Origin of the sequence: Paenibacillus sp. DS2015 (assembly GCF_050433705.1) — a bacterium.
GTDB lineage: Bacteria > Bacillota > Bacilli > Paenibacillales > Paenibacillaceae > Paenibacillus_AQ.
The window spans coordinates 1-18,623 of record NZ_JBNPWS010000006.1 but is presented as its reverse complement, the minus strand read 5'-3'; the positions used below and the strand labels follow the sequence as shown (position 1 = coordinate 18,623).

Here is an 18,623-nt window from a genome sequence, read left to right as displayed (position 1 = left end):
CTTGGATCCCATGTTGTCTATCTAGCTATATTTCAACAGGGATACGGGTAATGAATCATGATGCATAACTTTACTCTTCATTGTCCTTGTTAGCATATATACTTGTACGATTCCTACCCCTCCCCTTAGATTGATAAAGAGCATGATCGGCCATCTCTAATATCTCTTTAGGACTTCTCATTTGATCGGTAGGCTTAGCAATTCCTATTGACACTGTAATCGGCTCTCCTGATGGACTTATAGTGGTAGCAATACTTTTTCTTAGACGCTCTGCTGTCACGAATGCCTCAGAGGGTTCTAGGAATTTCACTAGAATACCAAACTCTTCTCCTCCATATCGGAAGCAAAGGTCCTCTGGACGTGCCACTTCTTGAATCTGACTCGCTAAATAAATTAAGACTTCATCTCCTACAGCATGACCATAATGGTCATTAACCAACTTAAAATGATCAATATCCATCAGAATGAAAGAAAATGGTATTCCATCATCTAGCCATTCGTGGATCGTCGAATTAAATGTTTTACGATTAGATAGTCCTGTTAAACCATCAATTTGGATCTCATCACTCAATAAGTTCAAATAATTGCCCATACTATAATGCAGCTGCTTGACTTCATATATCATGGAAACAATTCTAGGAATTGTCGGCGGAATTGCTCTCTTGGAAAGAAAAGCTTCCTCAGAAAACTTAGCCAATATATGTAGAGGGTTGGAAATATTCCGAGATACGATCCATGCTATAGCCAGAATAATGAGTAGTATCGGAAGAGCCTGCAATATCATGCTCCATAATAGTTTCTCTAAGGGTTTGTCTAGAACAGAGGTCGGCGTCTGTGATACGATCCCCCATCCACTATGAGGCTCATAAGCATAACCTGCAAAAAAGGACTTGCCTTTAGAGTTAGTAACTCTGTTGGAACCACTTTGACCCATAACTGCTTTATTAATAACTTCATTTCCTATTATAATTTCATTAACTCTACCTGGTTCTGGATGAAAGATAAGATGTCCCATCTTATCTGCTACATAGACATAAGAGCCATTCCCATAGAAATGATCATTTAATAACCTACTTAGTACATTATCTTCTTCTAAGTAAATCGTCCCACCCACAAAACCAAGATAATCTCCTTGATCATTAAATATGGGAGCCGAGATCATCACAATAAGACGACCTGTAATACTTACATAGGGCTCTGAAATTAATGGTTTATTGAGCTCAACAGCTTGTAAGGATGCTGTCGACGTTAGCTTAGTGCCAATAGCAACACCAACGGTATTCGGGCTAAGTACCTGTACCCTCCGGTTCGTGTCAACGATAACAATCGAATTATAATACTGTTCGTTTGCATAATACCAAATATCCAATTCCTTCTGAGAGATGGCATTCTCCCCTGCACCCTTGGCGATAGAATTCATATTGGCCTGCATTACATTCAATAAATTAGCCGTACTAGAAGATAATTTCTTTGCGTATTGATAATTGCTTTCTAAATAGTTAGAAGATAGAGATGTCAAATTAGCTGTAAATGCCACATAACCTCCGACAATACCTGCAATTAGTACAGAAGCTGTGACTAATATACCTAGAATAAGACGTAGTTTGATACCTTTACTTTTTCCCACTTTCTTACCTCTCTCGTTGTAAAGTACATACAGACTCTATATTATCCCATTAGTATAGTATAGTAAAACATAGTGACTTTCTATATCTCACGTAGTTATTGAAAGCACAAAGATACCCTTCTCTATATAGTACATAAGAGGGTATCTCTCTTGCACAGAGCATCCTGAGGTAATCCTTAAAGTTATTTAGAATTTCACTAAGCTATCAATGCTAACCGGAAGTCCTGTACGTATCGCCTTGTTCGCTGCAATTCCAGTTAGAATCGATCTGGCTCCATCTATATGATTTGCTGCGCGGTTGAATTTATCGGGTTTTGGCGTACCAAAGATATCATTTAGTAATACCGGGTCTCCTCCCCCATGCCCTCCTTCTGCGTCCTCTACATGAACCTCATATGGAGCAGCAAACATAGGGAATACGTTAATAGACTTTCCTTTTAGTGCTCCCTCCAAAGCCTTATCCCCGCCAGAGTTAACATAAGATTGTTCCGTAACATTCACCTCAATGCGTCCTTTTGTCCCATTAAAGGCAATTCGGTAGCCCTCCCAAGGCTGATAAGCTACTAATGAGTAGGTCAAGATGGCTTTATTCTTATAGCGTACTAGGACACCCATTGTATCTTCAATATTAATCCCATCTCCAAAAACGCTTTGATCCCGACGATATCCATCCTCATGCTCCGCGTCCAGATACATGGATTTCAAATGCTCATTGGAGTCTAACATCAATGCGAATGGATCCTCTTTCGCGATGGGGTTCCCTGTAGCCCGTTCATAAAAAGCGGTTACACCACGTTCCTCAGCATTCTCCTTGCCGTAGAACATTAGATCCCCAAAAGCAAATACCGTTTCCGGTTGAGATCCGATCCAGAAATTAACCAGATCGAAGTGATGTGTAGACTTGTGAACAAGTAATCCGCCACTATTACGTTTATCACGATGCCATCTACGGAAATAATCAGCACCATGTTGTGTATTAAGTAACCATTCGAAGTGGACGGATTTAACCTCGCCGATTACACCATCCATTATCAATTCACGTAACTTCGTATGATGTGGAGCATAGCGGTAATTAAAGGTTACACGTACATTCCTCCCTGTCCGTTGTACTGTATCCAATATTTCTTGACACTTCTCTTCATCTACTGTCATTGGTTTCTCTGTCACAACATCACAACCCAGTTCCATAGCACGAATAATATATTTATGGTGTGTTCGGTCAACACTTGTTACGATGACTGAATCTGGCTTCTCAGTTTCAATCATCTGATCGAACTGATCTGCTCCATAGGTATTTACCTCAGGGTGATCATATTTATCTTTCAACAGTTGATTGGCATAAGCCATACGGGTATGGTTAATATCACAAAAGGCTAGTAATTCAGATGTCTCTCTAAATTTTTCAGTCAATGCACCGTAGAAAAATTCTGCTCTTCCTCCTGCACCTACCAATACATAACGTTTCTTTGAACTCAATGTGAACGCCTCCTCTTTGTGTTATTCTTACAATAGAACAAATAAAAACTATAATCTCCGCAAATGATGCCTATATATTCTTAAATGCCGCTTTTCTTGCTACAACTCGCTAAAGAGGTGATAGAATTGCTAGAAATTCCCCCATCCCATATCATGACATTTCATGATCGCTTAGGGCTGCTTGAAATTGAATACGCACGAAGAACGGGATACTTCACCATGGAGAGTGATCACTTCCATGAACATTTTGAGCTATATTATCTAATCTCCGGCGAACGATTCTATTTCATTAAAGAACGAGCTTATAGAATTGTCCCTGGAGACCTTGTTCTAATAAACCGCAATGCTGTCCATAAAACATCGGATGCGGGCATTCCAGATCATGAACGAATCGTTATTTATTTGCATCGTAAACTCTTAGAAACCCTATATCCTGAATGGTTGAAGGTTCTAGAGAAGCCGTTCACATGGGATGACCCAATCCTTAGGCTATCCCCGCACGATAGTATGTATATAGTAAACTTAATGGCAGAGATGAAACGTGAGTTAGAACTCACACAAACCGAAAGTGCATTACTACTGCAGCATCGGGTCATTGATCTACTGCTGTATGCCCATAGACAACAACAGAACCGAATAAGCCTTTCACTTCAAATGGATACTCCGATAGGACGTAAAATTACAGATGTTGTTCGTTATCTTAATGAACATTTCTCCGAATCGCTTCCGTTGTCAGAAATCGCAAGTCTTTTCTATATTAGTCCATTCTATTTAAGTCGTATCTTTAAGGAGACTACTGGATTTAGTTACACCTATTATTTAAACTTAACTAGAATTAAGGAAGCCCAGCGCCTCCTACGTGAGACGGATCTGTCTATATCAGAAATCGCCTGGAGATCTGGGTTTGAGAACTTCTCTCATTTCGGTAAAATGTTCAAGAAGACTTCCCATCTGTCTCCACGAGATTATCGTAGACAGCATCGGCTGAGTGAACCTATATAACTTTAATCAAGTTTTTTCACTAAATAAAACAGGCTGTTATTAGATAAGATCTGCTGAGATCTTATCTAATAACAGCCTGAGCTTGGAATTCATATCTAAAGAACGATCCATACCTAACTTATCGAAGTCTTCATTGACATCTCAAGCGATAAAGTCACTCAATTGACGGTAGATCTCGACTATTTCATCCATAGGCATGCGAACAAGACCGCTAGATGAAGGGGCCACGAATTCGTGGAGCCCTTCAACCACTGATTCTTCTTGAAATCCCCATTTCACCTTGGACCTCTGGCTATATTGTGTGTAGACACCTTTGCCTACAAAGCAAGCAATATCCGGACGATATTCCTTCAATTTACCACGAAGAATTTCCCGTCCATTCGCATATTCCTCACGAGTAATGTCATCAATCCCACGCGTGGGCCGTTCCACGATATTTGTAAAACCATACCCTAACTTAAGCAGATCATGGTCCTCAGAAGCCTTATATACCCGAGGCGTTATTTGAGCCTTATGAAGAATTCTCCAAAAGTTATTACGTGGATTAGCATAATGGTGTCCAAGTTCCCCAGAACGAACACTAGGATTAAAACCAATAAAAATGACGGAAAGTCCATAGTCTAAATGATCAGGTATCGCCTGTATAATAACCTCTCCTCACTGCAATGATGTAGTATTGATCACGCAGTATACTAATCCCGTCTCATATTTTTCCCATAATATATTTCGTCCATCTCTTCGATAATTCTTTCGGTAATTTCCTCCTGCTCTTGCTCGTTTAATGTCTCCTTCGTATACCCGAATAAATAGTTGTCTAGGTCAAATTCTTTAAGCTTACATTTCGTATGAAAAATATTTTCTTGATACACGTTAACATCAATCATGTCAAATTGCCCCTGAACTTCCTCAGGAATATAATTCTGAATAGAATTAATATCATGATCAATAAACAACTTGTGCCCACTCATATCTCGCGTGAAGCCCCGAACACGATAATCAATCGTCATAATATCTGTATCAAATGAATGAATTAAATAATTAAGGGCTTTGAGTGGTGAAATCTCTCCGCATGTCGAGACATCAATATCCGCTCTAAAAGTGCTAATTCCCTCATCCGGATGGTACTCTGGATAGGTATGAACTGTAATGTGGCTCTTATCTAATTGCATGACAACCGTACTTGGAAGCGGTCCGGGCGATTCGTCGAAGGATGCAGTTGGAACTTCTACTACAGCTCCCTCTGACACTAGAATTGTTACGCTTGCTCCTTGGGGCACAAAGTCCTGTTTAGCAATATTTAATACATGCGCACCGATAATTTCGGTGACCGTCTGTAGGATAGTCGTTAATCGATCCGAGTTATACTGTTCATCAATATACTCTAAATAAGCTTCACGTTCTTCTTTTGTTTTGGTGTAGCAAATATCATACATATTGAAACTCAGCGATTTAGTAAGATTGTTAAACCCATGTAATTGGATACGTTGTTCTGGAGTTAGCTTCATCTTCATGTATCATTTCCCCTTATTAGTCCAATATAATTAACCCTTATCCCTTTAAGTAATAGCCTATTCTTACACAATCTATTCTTCCTGCATGCCATTGTGTATAAATATGTTTATACCCATTCTACCGGTTTTTGAACAACCTCTCCAAGTACAAAAAAACTGCCAAATGCGTATTCGCGGCAGTTTTTTTGTATCCTTCGTATTCATTGTAACATGACATACTTATTCAATTTGATTCTACTTTGTTTAAAAAAGACTTTGTCCGTGTCAGTTGTGGATTGCCGAAAATTTGCTCAGGTGTACCTTCTTCGGCAATTTCCCCTTTATCCATAAAAATGACCCGATCCGCAACATCTCTAGCGAAGTTCATTTCATGCGTAACAATGATCATCGTCATATGCTCCTCCGCTAGTTGTTTGATCACTCTTAGCACTTCACCCGTTAATTCAGGATCAAGCGCAGAGGTCGGTTCGTCAAACAACAATATATCTGGATTCATCATCAAAGCCCGTGCGATGGCCACACGCTGCTTCTGCCCTCCAGATAACTTAGCTGGGTAGACTTTAGCCTTATCCTCTAAACCCACCTTAGCGAGTAATTCTGTGCTTCTACGGCGGAGTTCACCGGAGGACTCCTTCTTCACAAACTTAGGAGCAAGCTCTAAATTATCTTGTACGTTCAGATGTGGAAATAGATTGAAATGCTGAAATACCATTCCCATCCGAGAGGTTATGCTTTTTATCTTAGCCCCACTTGAATACTTGCCGTCTTCTACTAAAGCCTCACTCTGGATATGAATACTTCCACCCGTCACTTCTTCGAGATGAACAAGACTACGTAACATGGTGCTCTTTCCTGAACCAGAGGGTCCAATGACAGCTACTACCTCGCCTGGATGAACAGTGAAACTCACATTGGTTAGTACTTCTAGATCTCCAAACGATTTCTTCAATTTATTAACTTCAATTATGCTCGTCATATTCCGACAGTCCTTTTATTCGAATTTGAATCTTTTCTCCAGCATCTTGAATAAGAGTGTAAGCACTAACGTCATTAGTAGATAGATGACCCCTGCCACGAAAAAGGGAGTTATCGTAAAATCACGATTAACTGCTGTTTGGGCATAATGCAGTAACTCTGGTATAGCCACAGCGTAGAGAAGCGCAGTATCTTTTACAAGTGTAATGGATTCATTAGCCATAGAAGGCAACGCCACACGAATCATCTGCGGCAGCGTTACTCTCGATAACGTATGCCACTTACTTAGACCTAAAACCTGTGCCGCTTCGTTCTGCCCTTTATCGATGGAAAGTAATCCTCCCCTAAAAATCTCCGCATAATAAGCAGCATAATTAAGAACGAATCCGAGACAGGCTGCAACGAATCGATCCATAACCAAATACTCCCCAATGACCGGTAGAAGCGGTAGACCGAAGCAAAAGAATAACAGCTGTAATAACAATGGTGTCCCTCGCATCACATAGATATAAGTATGTGCAATCCAAGCGATTACCTTCATTTGGCTCTTGGCCATTAAGGTAATGATAAACCCAAGGGGAACGGCTAATATGATGGCAATCAGGAACAGAATAATCGTCGTCTGTGCTCCTTCTAACATCGGCTTTGCTATTTGTACGATATAATCCAAACTCATCTCTCTTGTCGACTCCTAAGTAAAGAAACCGGATAGGGTATCCGGTTTCTATCCTATAATTTGATATCTAATTATTTCAGTACTTTATCTTCCCCGAACCACTTCTTGGAAATCTCTGCCGCTGTACCCTCTTTCTCTAACTCGTCAAGTGCCGTTTGCAACTCTTTCAACAAATCCTCATTCCCCTTCTTTACCCCGATCCCGTACTCCTCAGGTGCTAGAGATTCATCCAGTAGCTTAAAGGTTCCTGCTTGTTGAGACATATAATAGTTCGCAACCACTTCATCAATAACAACCGCATCAATACGACCTGTCTTTAAATCGCTTAATGCAAGTACGTTATCTGGGAACTCAGAGACGTTCTTCACCTTATCCTTAATTGTACTAGCCTCTAATGCATCTGCTGCAGAGGAAAGCTTCTGTAGTCCAATCTGCTTATCTGTGAGATCATCGAGCTTCGTTATCTCTGAATCTGTCAACACTACGACGCCCTGGCTATTCTTCAGATAAGGCTTCGTGAATAATACCTTTTCTTTCCGTTCATCCGTAATGGTATACCCGTTCCAGATCAGATCAATCCGACCACTATTTAACTCTGATTCTTTGGCTGACCAGTCAATCGGCTGAAAAGTGACTTTCTTACCCATCTTCTCCGTTGTCGCCTTAGCATAATCAATATCAAAACCAACAAGTTCATTAGAGTCATCTCTAAAACCCATTGGTGGAAACTTATCATCAATTCCGATGACAATGGTATCATCATTCTTATTACTGGAACACCCTGACAAGGCTAAAATAAGCACGCCTAATAGCACAATAAAAACTACATTCTTCTTCATTCTTACCCCTCCACAGATGGTTAATTCTAACATTACTTTAGTTCGTTAATACGTTATCAGAGTATTATGATACCACAGCATCATAGTGTAGTCGAGCGTTCTAACCATGATTATCTAACAAATATATGACAAAAATAGAACACATAGTGTGCGTTCAAAAGTCGACTATTCAGCACCTAGAAGCTGACATCAGGGCTGCTGAAGGAGTATTGGGATGTAGGTGAAGCACAAATAAATGAGTACATGCGCACTTACAAAAAAGGTAAGTTATGGTATTGTATATAGACCTAATATATCAGTCCTCTTAGAGCATCTCCACAAAAGTATATGTTGTTTAATCTTGTTTAATCTGAGAGGAGAGAAGACTGTATTGAATACGAACCAAACTTCAAAGCATCATGTCAAAAAAGTGATCGTTACCATGGCAGCACTACTCATCTTGCTTCAACAGCCTGCATGGGCAGCTGATAGTAAAGTAGCAAGCATTACTACTCAGGCGACCCTAGAGGAGTCCGAGAGCAGTGGTGAGGATCTCAAAGTAACAAGTAACGATATTCCCAAAGGAGCATCTATTTCTTCTGAGCAAGCATGGCAAAAACTGATTTCCGCTTTTCCAATGCTATCCGATGCCACTGTGAGTTCAGCCGAATATGGCAAAACCAATAGTTATCCTCCTGACTATACTCAAGTATGGACTTTTAATATAAGTTATTCATTCGGAAATTCTTCATTCGGCTTCTCTGCTACTATCGATGCTGTGAGTGGAGAAGCACTTTCGGTGCATTTGCCTTCAAACATTCTTGAGCGACTAAGCACAGCCAAAGATAAGATTGTCACTGATAAAGAAGCTGAAGTAATTGCCAAACAGTGGTTATCCAAAAATTTAAAAAATGCTGACTACGCAGGACTTCATGATCATTCTGAAATTTACATGAACTCCGAAACCCCATCCTTATTTGCACCAACAAGTTATAACTACTACTATACGATCTGGGTTAACGGCCTACCTTCTGATGTTGAATCTATCAATATCTCCGTTAGTCGAAGTGGAGACGTTGTATCCTACAATCGACATAAGACCACAGCAGCGTATCCTTCAGCAACGCCTACCCTATCTCAGTCAGCAATGGATACAAAGTATCGAGACTCTTTTGACGTCGAACTTGCTTATATTCCAGAATCTATCTACTCGAACTCGATTCAAAAGCAGAAATATTTCTTAGGTTATAAGCCATTAGATAGTCATGTTTACAGCTTCGATGCTCATACGGGCAAACCATTAGACAGCTTGAATGGCAATATCGAACAATTAGGTCTACTTGATAAGAAGATTGATCTTCCTCAGTCTGGAGACCCGTTTGTCTCCTCCTCTAAATCCATAAGTGCCGATGATGCAGCAGCATTATTAGCAACCAAGATTGGAGTACCTCAAGAGTATATACTCGAGAACAAACAAGCTCAAAGTAAATGGGATGATCCATCAACTAAAACATGGAATCTACATTGGAGAAGCGCCAATGATTCAATGAACTCTGATATTTCAGCCGAGGTTAATGTGAAGACTGGTCAGGTCTATAGTTATAATAGTTTCATTAGTTATAGCTCTCAAGGTGAGATCACCTACCCTACCCAAGGTCCAGCTCTAACCGATACTCAATTACAGCAGAAAGCGATTAAGCTTGTCACGAATCTAGTCCCTAATGCCAGCAATGAATATAAGCTAGCTTATATCAGTACCCCTAAAGCTAAAGCGAAACAACCTACTTATAATTATCATTTCCAACGCTACTTCAATGGTATTCCTGTATCCAATAATCAAGTTCAGCTCGCCTTAAGTGCAGATGGGACTGTACAATCCTTCTATCTTGGAGGTAATGTTGATCTAACTAAACTACCTCAGAATAGTAAAACATCGGTTAGTAAGGAAGAAGCCCGTAATGTGTATCTCTCCAAGTTGAACCTTCAATTGAAGTATGGTAATTATGGAGGAATGTGGTCTGGAAGCGTTGAAAGTCCAGCCATTACTAAGCTAGTGTATGCACCACAGTGGAGTGAATCCACCTCAGGTACAGTTTGGCTAGATGCTCAGAGTGGGAAATGGCGTAACACTTATTATGGAGCGGTTAGTACAACATCTGTCGAAGCCAAAGATATTAAAGATCATCCTTCTGAGAAATCACTTCTAGAGATAATAAAACATGGCATATTAATACCAGATGAGCAAGGAAATGTTCACCCTGATGCTACCCTAAAAGCAGGAGATTGGTTGAATATGTCCGCGCGTGCATTGTACCCAACCATAGACTCCATGAATCGTGGAGGAACAGAAACTCTCTACGGTGGAATAACTTCTGAGAGTCCTTATTATAATTCCCTCCAGTCCTTTATAGAACTTGGATGGTTGAATTACAATGTAAATACCGTATTAAACTTAGATAAAGTACTTACGCGCGATGAGCTCGCGGTAAGCCTTGTCTCGATGTTGCAGTATGAGAAGTTATCCCACTTCTATAACGAAAACTCAGATGTAGCAGGGATATCCGATGCTTCATCCATCCCCCATAAGGGAGCCGTTGGAATTACAATGAAACTCGGTCTTCTACCTGCGCTAGACGGCAAATTCCTTCCGGATCGTGCTGTAACACGCGCGGAGGCATCTGAAGTTCTGCTTCGGCTAGCCGATCTTATAGGGAAAACAGATCGGTTCATGAGCGAGAATTACCGTTATTAATTAACGTACTTAAGAGGCTACCCTGTACGCCATAATCATTGGCTACAGGGTAGCCTCTTTGTTGTTCTCCGCCTTATATTTCCCCATTCGATCCAGCTATAGTACAATTCTTCTCCGTTCCTTTGCCGAGCGTAAGCACGCTTCAAGTAACCTTGCATTACAAACAGCATCTTCAGGTAGAAAACGCTGCGGTATCTCTCCGAATATACTACGAGCAAAGCTCTCCACTTGATGAACATAGGCATTAGTTTCTTTCTCTCTATATTGCCTAAGCTGACGTCCCGAATATAAATAATATCCCGACTGTTCCTTGCCTGAGAAGATATGTGGAATTTCAAAACGTCCACGTGTCCCTACAATCTCGATGGATCTTCGTTCCTCTGCCCACAATCCGCAATCAAAGGTAAGTGATAATCCGCCCGCAAATTCTACGAGTCCTGAAGCCATCATATCTACCCCATCATGTTCCTCGGAGAAGAATGCATTTACCATCACGGCTTCTGGTTCAAGTCCCGTGAAGAAACGAGCAGCACTAAGGGGATAACTGCCTACATCATATAATGATCCTCCTCCCCAATCTGAACGATAGCGAATGTTACCTATATCATCTGAATTATTCAATGTGAAAGCACCGCGTAAACCGCGAATTTCGCCAATTCCTCCAGCTTTGATTAATCGTCGAACATGTTCAAGCACCGGATGGTAACGATACATTAAAGCTTCAGCCAGCTGCACGCCTGCTTTCGTGCTAGCCTCCACCATCTCCTCCGCCTCACGAGTATTCATTGCCATTGGCTTTTCACACAAGACATGCTTTCCTGCCTCGAGGGCACGAATAGTCCAATCTCTATGCATGTGATTAGGAAGAGGAATATATACGGCATCTATATCGCGATCTTGTAGTAGTTCTTCATAACTACTATATGCTTTAGGAACTTTGAATTGTTTGGCCATGGCTTTACTTTTCTTTAAATCTCGACTGGCCACCGCCATTATAATACCTGTAGATGATTGCTGAATTGCTGGCATCACACATTGCTCTGCAATACTCGCACAGCCAATAATCCCCCACCGAAGTCTCTTCTTCACACTTCTCATCCTCCCATTGTTCGTATATCCTCCAAGCAAAGCTTCACCGTTTAAATCATATTCTATATAACAAGGCATAAACGAAAGAAGCAGTTATGAAACAGAGCAAATTCATAGTCGCTATATACTAAACAGCCTCAGCCCAAAGACAATGTCTTCGAGCTGTGGCTGTTTAGTATTGGTCATTCAAAAAGTTATCTATTTTGAACACACATAAAGTCATCTATGTTGAACACGCATTAATAGTATAACTATTATATAACGTCCTTCTTCACTACCATAAATGGAGCTAAATCATGTCCGATCACGGTTCGTTCTGCGTTAACCACAACATCTTTATCCAAGATCGCATGTTCCACGAGAGCATTCTCATGAATGATGCCATTCTGCATCACAATGCTATTCTTCACATGTGACCCTCTGTGTACTTTGACGCCCCGAAAAAGAATTGAGTTCTCTACCGTCCCCTCAATAATGCATCCATTAGCTACTAATGAATTATTTGTATGGCTAGAGGGTTGATACCGAGTTGGCGGCTCATCCTTAATCTTCGTGTAAATTAGACCTGGCTGGAAGAACAATTGTTTCCAGACGGTAGGATCTAATAGATTCATACTATGTTTATAGTAGCTTTGCAACGTATTAATAATGCCTAAGTACCCTTCATAACGATATCCATATATGTTCAAGTGTTCTATGTTCTTAAGGATAGCGTCTTCTACTAAATGATGCTGATCCTCAGCCAAAGACGTTTCAATGAGGTCGAGAAGCAAGCTCTTTTTGAGAAAAAATATTTCCATCGATACTTTATCTCTGTGACTTGATCCATCTCGCTGCTCAATCGAAATCATTCGATCCTGATCATCTGTAATCAATCTGGTAGATACTGAATCCGATTCTTCCATTTCTTTATACATAAAGGTGATATCAGAACCCTTATCCTCATGATAATCACATAATGCATTAAAATCGATGTTACATACCAAGTATCCACGAGAGATAAGTACATATTCCTGACTACTCCGATTCAAATAGTCCCGGTGAGCATTAAATGCATGCAAATCACCTTGGCAAGCATCCGAGTCTTGCCCCTCGTTCACAGGAGGAAGAATAAAGAGTCCCGAACGTTTACGGTCCAAATCCCATTCCTTCCCTGATCCTAAATGATCCATCATCGCCCGGTATTTCGTCTGCGCGAATATCCCAACATTCGTAATTCCAGAATTAACCATGTTAGATAGAACAAAATCAATCAACCGATATCTGCCAGCAAAAGGTACGGAAGCAATATTGCGATGATTCGTTAATTCTTCTAGATGGTTCGGCTCATCTATCATATTAATAATACCCATGACATTCTTCATCTTGGCATCCCCTCCTTATCAGACAGGAACTCGGACGGTATAGACTCATGGTTCCCCACTAGCGTGACTTCTTCACTATCTGGCGAACCTACGACAATCCCGTCACCGATTTCAGAACCTTCGCCAACGATAGCCTTATAGATCTTAACATTATTTCCAATCTTGGTATTAGGCATAATGACAGAATCTACGATCACACTCCCCTTTCCAATCTCTACGCCATAGAATAGAACGGAGTGCGAAATTTCACCAAATACAATACAACCTTCATTCACGAGTGAGTGCGTAACGCTAGCAGATGGAGCAATATATTGAGGGGGTTGATTCGGATTCAGAGAATAGATACGCCATGTACGATCTTCTAGTTTTAGCCCATTCGGATCATCTAGCATATCCATATTCGCTTCCCAGAGACTTTTAATCGTTCCAACATCCTTCCAATAACCTTCGAAAGGATACGCCATGACTTGAACATTGTCTTCCAACATGGCGGGAATAATATCTTTACCAAAGTCATGACTTGATTTCGAAAGAGATGCATCATGCTCTAAATATTTCTTTAGTGTCTTCCACGTATAAATATATACACCCATAGATGCCAAATTACTATTTGTGTTATCTGGCTTTTCCTTAAAGTCTGTCACCTTGTGATTCTCATCCACGCTCAGAATCCCGAATCGATTCACTTCTTCCCATTTGACACCAATGACCGCAATTGTCGCGTCTGCCTGCTTATTCTTATGAAACTGCAGCATACGTTCATAGTCCATTTTGTAAATATGATCGCCTGATATAACCAGAACGTATTCCGGATTATATTGTTCTATATAATCCATATTTTGATAGATCGCATCTGCAGTACCTTTATACCAATCGCCACCCTTTTGCTTAATAAAAGGGGGTAGAATGGAAACGCCACCTTCTTTACGATCCAAATCCCAAGGTTTACCAATTCCGATATACCGATTTAATACTAATGGATGGTATTGTGTTAATACGCCAACGGTGTCAATCCCGGAATTCGTACAATTGCTTAGCGTAAAATCGATAATTCGGTACTTCCCACCAAAGAACACCGCAGGCTTGGCAATTTTGCGAGTTAACTTTCCTAGTCGCTTACCCTCGCCTCCGGCCAACAGCATTGCGATGCATTCCTTTTGTTTCATCACATGACTCTCCTCCTCAGGCCGGCTCCTATTTCCACCTTATAGTAGAAATATGTGTACAGTTAATCTATGAGATAATGGACAGGAATATGACCTAACGACGAGTTTCCAAGCGTTACATATTCACTATTCTTACACTCATATTTAACCGTATTGAGACCCTGAGAATCAAGTGTAATTTTGGATAAAAATAGAAATAAAATCTCACTATATCCAACATCCTAAGTAACGTTCTAGTCTGAATGCACAATCACTCGATTCTTCATTCTTGCTCTGACAAGTAGTGCCGATCCTATTAGGGCAGCACCATTAATTATAAATATCCATTGGATAGGAATCCACGCACCCAAGAGTCCTCCAATAATAGGCCCAGCCATTGTGGCCATCTGCGAAGCTGATTGATTCAGACCAAAAGCTCTTCCTCGAAAGTTCGAATCTGTCACTTCCACGATCAGCGCATTGATCGTGGGATACACAGCAGCAAAGAATAAACCGTATACGAATCTCAACACTCCGAATCCGATATAGCCCGTCACAAAAAACTGCAAAATATTCCCGACGCCTCCACCTATTAGTCCAATGAACAAAATCTTAACGTAACCTATTTTCCTACCCATTTTCCCCCATTGAGGTGCCATGATAATCGTTGCAACCCCAACAGCTGAGAAAATAATCCCCGAGCTAAGTGATGCACTATCTTTCGATACTCCCATATCCATGACATATACCGTTATTAGAGGCTCCAGAATCATAATGGAGAACGTTGTGATGAATACCAATCCCATCAGGGTCATGAAGACAGGATTGGCCGCTGCCATCTTAAGATCATCACGAACATGAGACCGAACTGCCTTGCGGTCAAAATTATGTTCTTTGGCGAAAAAAGTCGCAATTAATGCAGAAAACAACACAATCACACTGGAGAAGAGAAATGCATTTCTATTCCCATAATAGTGACTGACGATTCCACCAATCAGGGGACCAATAATGCTCCCTGTTGCGCCTGAAGTAGACATAATCCCTAGCGCATAACCTGTTTTGTCCTCTGGTGTGTTCGTAGCTACCATCGCAATCGCAGCCGGAACGAATCCAGCTAGTAACCCTTGAAGGATTCTGACTACCAAGAACCAGTAAGGATCTGTTACAAAATAATTCAAAAAATATAGGGCAGCAAGACTAAATCCCGAACGAATAAGCATCGGCTTTCGCCCATACTTATCAGCAAGTGAACCCCAATAAGGAGAGATTAATGCACTAGCTAGAAACGTAATTCCAAAGGCCAATCCTGACCAAATCTCTATATTACTCTCAACTCCAAGATCGGTGCTCAGAAAAATAGGTAAGAATGGAATGGAAATGGAGTACGCCGTACTACAAAAGAAAACCCCAATCCACAGCACAATTAAGTTCCGCTTCCACGAGTAATTCGTCCTCATCACGTCCTTTCGTTGCATTGCAGAACCTATTCTACGCCTATTCATTGTAAATCTCTAGGTTGATCCGGGTGTTTCATAATTCAGCACCAAAAGGTATTCATAAAATACACATCTATCTACCATTAAAGTCAATTTAGGAGAACTAAACAATGCCAGATTAATAATTTGGAAAACTAGATATTGTGTTTGCTAACGCAGGTATCAATGGCACAATGTCCCCTATTGAAACCAGGAGAATGGACGAATGGGATCAAACGATAAATATTAATCTGCGGGGAACTTTGCCACCGTTAAATATGCCATCCTTCATTTGAAGGAACAGGGTGGTAGCTAAAATAGCAGGTTAAGGTGGTTATCCTTGACCTGCTATTTGGTATGTCGTATTTCCATGTAAACCGAATTTTTTAGTTCTGTTTGTATTATTTTCCCACTGCTATTTAACTAAATTATAGGTATTTAATACCGATATTAATTATAAACAACAAAAGGGAGAACCGATCATGCAAACCATTTTCAATAAAATAAAAAAATTTCAACAGCGTCTAAAAATCACCCAGAAGCTCATCATCATGTTAGTAGTCATTACACTGATAAGTACTGTATCCGGAGTTACCATTATTCTCGTAAACCGTGATGTAGCTAAGCAGATCCAATCTTCACAATATGCAACTGAACAACAAAAGAACTATCTTGTAGTAGCAGATAAAATGCAACGAGATCTACTATGGATGATTGATATACTAGATACAAGAAACAATGAATTTCAGGAAAACCTAAGTTCGGATATTGCAACCCTTCCTAAGGATATAGAGAATCTATCCGTACAATTGAACGATTTCGATGTGCACTTGAATCTAACAGAAGGTAAGTTTGTAAATTATATCAACATTTTGGATTCCGTCTATGCTACCCTGAAGGATGCATTTCCCAAGATGACACGTAATCTAAATGATATAGAGAAGAGTTTATTGAAGCAAAGATTATTTAAGACCTACACATCAGAATTATCTATGGGCAATTCGATGTTGAAGGACAAATTCCAGGCTGTGTTAGATGAAAACCAAAGCAAACTAACCCTTAAGATTGGGCAAGCCAATCAGGCCATCTATATGAGCAGTGTAGCCCTTATCGTTCTTCCATTCCTAATGATCATCTATTTCATTTCCCATATTCGTAAAGGATTAGCAGGAATTATGAAACGAATTGATTCCTACCAGAAAAATGACTTTACCTACGAGGAAACTTTACATCGGAGTGATGAGTTCGGCGTGATTGATCAGACGCTATCGGTCATGGGGGCCAATCTTCGGAATACGATTCAATCCACGCTTGATGTTAGTAGGAATGTACTGGCACTCTCACAACAAATGGATAACATTGCTAGCGACAATAAAAAAGCTTCTATTTCAGTTAAGAAGGAAATTGAGAGTAGCGCGCCCATGCTATCATCTCAACTTGACGAGACCACATCGATCTCTGCTATTACAGAACAAGTATCCGCTAGTAGTCAGCAAATCATGGCATCAAGTGAATATGTTAATGGCAACATGCAACTGATGAAAACTGCCTCACAGCTTGGTGTTGGGCGCATGACGGAAGTGGTTAAATTAGTAGATCGAACGGGAATAGAGTTTGAACAATTAATGAACGTATTCGATACGATGTCTGAACGATACAGCCATATCGAACGCACACTTGCCGGTATCCAAGATATGAATACACAGACGAGTCTACTGTCTCTTAATGCTTCTATCGAAGCAGCTAGAGCAGGTGAACACGGAAGGGGATTTGCTGTTGTTGCTGATGAGGTTCGTAAGCTTTCTGTGAATACGAAATCGCTATCTGAGGAGATCAATAAAGACTTAGTCCTGATCCATTCCAACATGGCTTCCTGTCATCAAAGTCTAACAAGCTTCTCAACTGTCATCCAGGAAACAAAGGATATCTCTAAGGAATCAAGTACTACATTCCATGAATTTGAATCACAAAGTTCGACTCTAGCTGGCCAGGTTAGCGAGATCACCTTAGCCATCACCGAGATCTCTACCAGTATGAGCCATATTGTCACTTCGGTAGAGACGTTATCCACCACTTCCTCTGATGTTAACTCTCGCATGGAGCTTGTAAGTCATATTTCTCAGGGTCAGAATCAAATATCAGACCAATTATATGAGTTGACCCAAACATTAAAAGATACCTCAACCCAATTAAAGGATACTACATCTAAATTTACAGTGTGATGAACAAGAGACCTCATACGCGAGTTACGCGTACGAGGTCTCTTGTTGTTATACTTCTACTTTTCGATCAATGAGTTTCACGGTAACATAGAGGAAGAATGCTGAACAGACCAGTTCAAAGATACTCAAACCTATGAACCCTCCTGAAAGATATAAAGGATTGTAATTTACAATGGTGAATACAATCCCCTCTGCTACAGAGTTAGACTCATACGTGAGCTGTTCAAGAAATCCCCAATCATAATCTTCAAATAATATATTTTCGATCCATATTATAGCATTTACAATGAGAGTGAAAACGATACTCACGATCCTGTCAACACCAACTTAATAATCCCCAAAAGTAGCAGTTGAAAATTCCCTACATCGATCAAAATTATGAATCTTTGTCTTCCATAGAATCTGGTTTGAAAAACCCAGCCTTTTTCTTTTCTTTAATTCTGTAGCTCTCCCCTTTGATATTTATGGTTACGGAATGATGGAGGAGACGG

The 18,623-nt window shown here is 40.4% G+C and carries 16 protein-coding genes and 1 pseudogene; 4 read left to right on the top strand and 13 right to left on the bottom strand.

Translation table 11 applies throughout. The annotated features are described in order from the left end of the window. Nucleotides 1-70 precede the first annotated feature (70 nt). Entirely contained in the window at nucleotides 71-1,627 is a 1,557-nt protein-coding gene (locus J2T13_RS07460) for a sensor domain-containing diguanylate cyclase (RefSeq protein ID WP_429369846.1), read from the bottom strand. Between the two features lie 186 nt (nucleotides 1,628-1,813). Continuing rightward, nucleotides 1,814-3,103: a Gfo/Idh/MocA family oxidoreductase gene (locus tag J2T13_RS07455; RefSeq protein WP_429369844.1), complete on the bottom strand. Its 1,290-nt coding sequence runs from the start codon at nucleotides 3,101-3,103 to the stop codon at nucleotides 1,814-1,816. 84 nt (nucleotides 3,104-3,187) lie between these two features. Here J2T13_RS07455 and J2T13_RS07450 point away from each other — a divergent pair, with 84 nt between their 5' ends. Then, the gene (locus J2T13_RS07450; RefSeq protein WP_429369842.1) at nucleotides 3,188-4,105 is read left to right on the top strand and encodes a helix-turn-helix domain-containing protein; all 918 of its coding nucleotides are present in this window, start codon (nucleotides 3,188-3,190) and stop codon (nucleotides 4,103-4,105) included. A gap of 141 nt (nucleotides 4,106-4,246) precedes the next feature. Here J2T13_RS07450 and J2T13_RS07445 read toward each other — a convergent pair whose 3' ends face one another. The 5 genes from J2T13_RS07445 to J2T13_RS07425 all read right to left on the bottom strand — a co-directional run bounded on the left by J2T13_RS07445 (nucleotide 4,247) and on the right by J2T13_RS07425 (nucleotide 8,106). Then, on the bottom strand, nucleotides 4,247-4,750 hold the full coding sequence (locus J2T13_RS07445) for a mismatch-specific DNA-glycosylase (RefSeq protein WP_429370177.1): 504 nt from the start codon (nucleotides 4,748-4,750) through the stop codon (nucleotides 4,247-4,249). A 47-nt stretch (nucleotides 4,751-4,797) separates the two neighbouring features. Then, nucleotides 4,798-5,610 (bottom strand): adenosylmethionine decarboxylase, encoded by an 813-nt coding sequence (speD, locus tag J2T13_RS07440; RefSeq protein WP_429370175.1) that lies wholly within the window; start codon nucleotides 5,608-5,610, stop codon nucleotides 4,798-4,800. Between the two features lie 229 nt (nucleotides 5,611-5,839). Further along, nucleotides 5,840-6,592 (bottom strand): amino acid ABC transporter ATP-binding protein, encoded by a 753-nt coding sequence (locus tag J2T13_RS07435; RefSeq protein WP_429369840.1) that lies wholly within the window; start codon nucleotides 6,590-6,592, stop codon nucleotides 5,840-5,842. 15 nt (nucleotides 6,593-6,607) lie between these two features. Then, nucleotides 6,608-7,267, bottom strand: a complete 660-nt coding sequence (locus J2T13_RS07430; protein WP_429369836.1) for an amino acid ABC transporter permease — start codon at nucleotides 7,265-7,267, stop codon at nucleotides 6,608-6,610. Between the two features lie 71 nt (nucleotides 7,268-7,338). Further along, nucleotides 7,339-8,106, bottom strand: a complete 768-nt coding sequence (locus tag J2T13_RS07425) for an amino acid ABC transporter substrate-binding protein (protein WP_429369834.1) — start codon at nucleotides 8,104-8,106, stop codon at nucleotides 7,339-7,341. A 370-nt stretch (nucleotides 8,107-8,476) separates the two neighbouring features. Here J2T13_RS07425 and J2T13_RS07420 point away from each other — a divergent pair, with 370 nt between their 5' ends. Further along, on the top strand, nucleotides 8,477-10,837 hold the full coding sequence (locus tag J2T13_RS07420; protein ID WP_429369832.1) for a YcdB/YcdC domain-containing protein: 2,361 nt from the start codon (nucleotides 8,477-8,479) through the stop codon (nucleotides 10,835-10,837). Between the two features lie 96 nt (nucleotides 10,838-10,933). Here the strand turns inward: J2T13_RS07420 and J2T13_RS07415 are convergent, their stop codons facing one another. The 4 genes from J2T13_RS07415 to J2T13_RS07400 form a co-directional block, all read right to left on the bottom strand. Then, nucleotides 10,934-11,935, bottom strand: coding sequence for a Gfo/Idh/MocA family protein (locus tag J2T13_RS07415; protein ID WP_429370173.1), 1,002 nt, complete (start codon nucleotides 11,933-11,935; stop codon nucleotides 10,934-10,936). Between the two features lie 245 nt (nucleotides 11,936-12,180). Beyond that, a complete protein-coding gene (glgD, locus tag J2T13_RS07410) occupies nucleotides 12,181-13,290 on the bottom strand; it encodes a glucose-1-phosphate adenylyltransferase subunit GlgD (protein ID WP_429369830.1) in 1,110 nt (369 codons plus the stop codon). Next, nucleotides 13,287-14,456, bottom strand: a complete 1,170-nt coding sequence (locus J2T13_RS07405; RefSeq protein ID WP_429370171.1) for a glucose-1-phosphate adenylyltransferase — start codon at nucleotides 14,454-14,456, stop codon at nucleotides 13,287-13,289. Before J2T13_RS07405 ends, glgD begins: the two co-directional genes overlap by 4 nt. Before the next feature lie 233 nt (nucleotides 14,457-14,689). Next, on the bottom strand, nucleotides 14,690-15,892 hold the full coding sequence (locus J2T13_RS07400) for an MFS transporter (protein ID WP_429370169.1): 1,203 nt from the start codon (nucleotides 15,890-15,892) through the stop codon (nucleotides 14,690-14,692). Between the two features lie 164 nt (nucleotides 15,893-16,056). Here J2T13_RS07400 and J2T13_RS07395 point away from each other — a divergent pair. Beyond that, nucleotides 16,057-16,223 (top strand): annotated as a pseudogene (locus J2T13_RS07395) (SDR family oxidoreductase); the annotation flags it as partial. A 169-nt stretch (nucleotides 16,224-16,392) separates the two neighbouring features. Next, entirely contained in the window at nucleotides 16,393-18,132 is a 1,740-nt protein-coding gene (locus tag J2T13_RS07390) for a methyl-accepting chemotaxis protein (RefSeq protein ID WP_429369828.1), read from the top strand. A gap of 48 nt (nucleotides 18,133-18,180) precedes the next feature. Here the strand turns inward: J2T13_RS07390 and J2T13_RS07385 are convergent, their stop codons facing one another. Both J2T13_RS07385 and J2T13_RS07380 read right to left on the bottom strand, forming a co-directional pair. Then, nucleotides 18,181-18,441, bottom strand: coding sequence for a hypothetical protein (locus J2T13_RS07385; protein ID WP_429369826.1), 261 nt, complete (start codon nucleotides 18,439-18,441; stop codon nucleotides 18,181-18,183). Between the two features lie 67 nt (nucleotides 18,442-18,508). Next, nucleotides 18,509-18,623: ATP-binding protein (locus J2T13_RS07380; RefSeq protein WP_429370167.1), on the bottom strand; the 115-nt coding region annotated here is incomplete at its 5' end.

Bases quoted from the DNA above. Each gene is read 5' to 3' on its own strand.
- J2T13_RS07400 (WP_429370169.1), bottom strand. From the start codon at position 15,892: ATGAGGACGAATTACTCGTGGAAGCGGAACTTAATTGTGCTGTGGATT.
- J2T13_RS07425 (WP_429369834.1), bottom strand. From the start codon at position 8,106: ATGAAGAAGAATGTAGTTTTTATTGTGCTATTAGGCGTGCTTATTTTA.
- J2T13_RS07390 (WP_429369828.1), top strand. From the start codon at position 16,393: ATGCAAACCATTTTCAATAAAATAAAAAAATTTCAACAGCGTCTAAAA.
- J2T13_RS07450 (WP_429369842.1), top strand. From the start codon at position 3,188: ATGCCGCTTTTCTTGCTACAACTCGCTAAAGAGGTGATAGAATTGCTA.
- J2T13_RS07415 (WP_429370173.1), bottom strand. From the start codon at position 11,935: ATGAGAAGTGTGAAGAAGAGACTTCGGTGGGGGATTATTGGCTGTGCG.
- J2T13_RS07405 (WP_429370171.1), bottom strand. From the start codon at position 14,456: ATGAAACAAAAGGAATGCATCGCAATGCTGTTGGCCGGAGGCGAGGGT.
- J2T13_RS07435 (WP_429369840.1), bottom strand. From the start codon at position 6,592: ATGACGAGCATAATTGAAGTTAATAAATTGAAGAAATCGTTTGGAGAT.
- speD (WP_429370175.1), bottom strand. From the start codon at position 5,610: ATGAAGCTAACTCCAGAACAACGTATCCAATTACATGGGTTTAACAAT.
- glgD (WP_429369830.1), bottom strand. From the start codon at position 13,290: ATGAAGAATGTCATGGGTATTATTAATATGATAGATGAGCCGAACCAT.
- J2T13_RS07430 (WP_429369836.1), bottom strand. From the start codon at position 7,267: ATGAGTTTGGATTATATCGTACAAATAGCAAAGCCGATGTTAGAAGGA.